At 65.6% G+C, this 1,641-nt stretch carries 1 protein-coding gene and 1 pseudogene; one reads left to right on the top strand and one right to left on the bottom strand.

All coding sequences use genetic code 11. The annotated features are described in order from the left end of the window. Positions 1-1,227, bottom strand: a pseudogene (locus RI841_RS16400) (GGDEF domain-containing protein); the annotation flags it as partial. A 160-nt stretch (positions 1,228-1,387) separates the two neighbouring features. Here RI841_RS16400 and RI841_RS16395 point away from each other — a divergent pair. Further along, a partial coding sequence (locus tag RI841_RS16395; RefSeq protein WP_310706696.1) for an MgtC/SapB family protein occupies positions 1,388-1,641 on the top strand: 254 nt, incomplete at its 3' end.

Below are 1,641 nucleotides of genomic sequence, written 5' to 3'. Positions count from 1 at the left end.
CGCCACCGCTTCCGGCAGGACATCGCGGTAGTGACGTTGCAGCAGCGCCTCGGCCTCATCGAGCAGCTGGTCCCGGTCCGCAGCATGGACATAGATAAAGTGTCCCTGGGCATCGAACACCAAGATCATGTCCTGGATCGAGCCGACCAGAGCCTGCAGCCGTGCCTCACGCTCCTGCACCGCGCGGCGGGCCTGCTCGCGCTCCACCAGATGCCGGCGCAGCTCGCCTTCCAGTCTCAAGCGACCGAGGTAGTGACGCAGCAGCCACCAGCCCAGCGCCGCCACTATCAGGAAGATGCCAACCAGCAGCCAGAGCCGCTGCCCCCAGCCGGCCAACAGCACCTCAATCTGCTCGCCGACCACCACCAGGAATGGTAGCCCTTCCACTCGCTGCATGGCATAGAGGCGCTCGATGCCGTCCAGCCGCGAGGCGGTGCGCAGAGCCGTCGACGCCTCACCGCTGTCGAGGAAGGCGCGAGTCAGCGGCTCGCTGACCAGGGTGCCGAGCATGTCCATGGTGCCCCCCTCACCAAAGATCGGCCGGCGGGTGATCAGCCGCATCTCGGTGTCGATGATGGCAATGCTCTCACCCCGGGTCATGTTCAGTCGCTCAAGGACCTCGCCGAAGATGACGGGGTTGAGTTGCAGAACGGCCAGGCCTCGAAAGTTGCCATCCGGACCGGTGAGCCGTCGGGCATGCACCACATGAAAGCTCTGACTGAAGGCCGACCAGTAGAGGGGAGTCACCAGTTCGTCGCGCCCGGGGGTAGACTGGAAGATACGGAAATAGGGCAGGCCACTGACGTCGTAGCCGGGAGGCCACCAGGGCGCAGAGGAGGCAATGACGCGCCCTGCTGCATCGACCAGGCTCAGCTCGTCGATGAAGGAGAGTCGGTCACGCTGACCGGCCAACAAGGCCTCGACATCAGCCGGGGCGAGTGACGGATCCTTCACGACCCGCTCCAGCGGCGTTTCGAGCAACTGCGAGAGACCACCCAGGGCATGCTCGCTCACGGCGAAGGTCGTGGCCACCCATTCTGCCACCAGGTCGGCCCTCGCGCTGGCACGTTCCCGCCCCACCTCCAGGTCACGCCGATACTGATCCAGGAGAAGCCCGGCGAACAGCAGCAGCAGAGCCAGCAGGGCGAGCAGATAGAAAGCAATGGCGCGACGGCGTGTGCCGCGCTCGAGCAAACCCTCGTCGGAGGGGGGCGACGCGTCCCTCATACCCCGGGCAATCCTTGTGTTGAATCAGCAAGATTCAGTGTATTGGCTCGACGACAGGAAGGCGCCCCGACGGAGCCCCCTACTCCCCATTGAAGCAGACGTCGCCAAGGGCCACCATGAATCATCCGCCGGCCACCAGACGGCGAAGGGAAGCCTATCCATGGACGATGTCGCCAGCCAGTTCCTCACCGCCAACGAACCCGCCATCCGCCTGGGTGTAGCACTGCTGCTGGGGGCGCTGATCGGCATCGAGCGCGGCTGGGTGGCCCGGGAGCAGAAGTCCGGCGAGCGCATCGCCGGTATCCGCACCCACTCGCTGGTCGGGTTACTCGGCGGCATCGCGGCCCTGCTCTCGGAAACCGTCAGCGACTGGGCCTTCCCGCTCATCTTCCTGACCGTGGCCGGCATCAGCCT

Origin of the sequence: Halomonas sp. (assembly GCF_031581305.1) — a bacterium.
Taxonomy (GTDB): domain Bacteria; phylum Pseudomonadota; class Gammaproteobacteria; order Pseudomonadales; family Halomonadaceae; genus Halomonas.
This window is presented reverse-complemented; position numbering and strand designations above follow the sequence as displayed.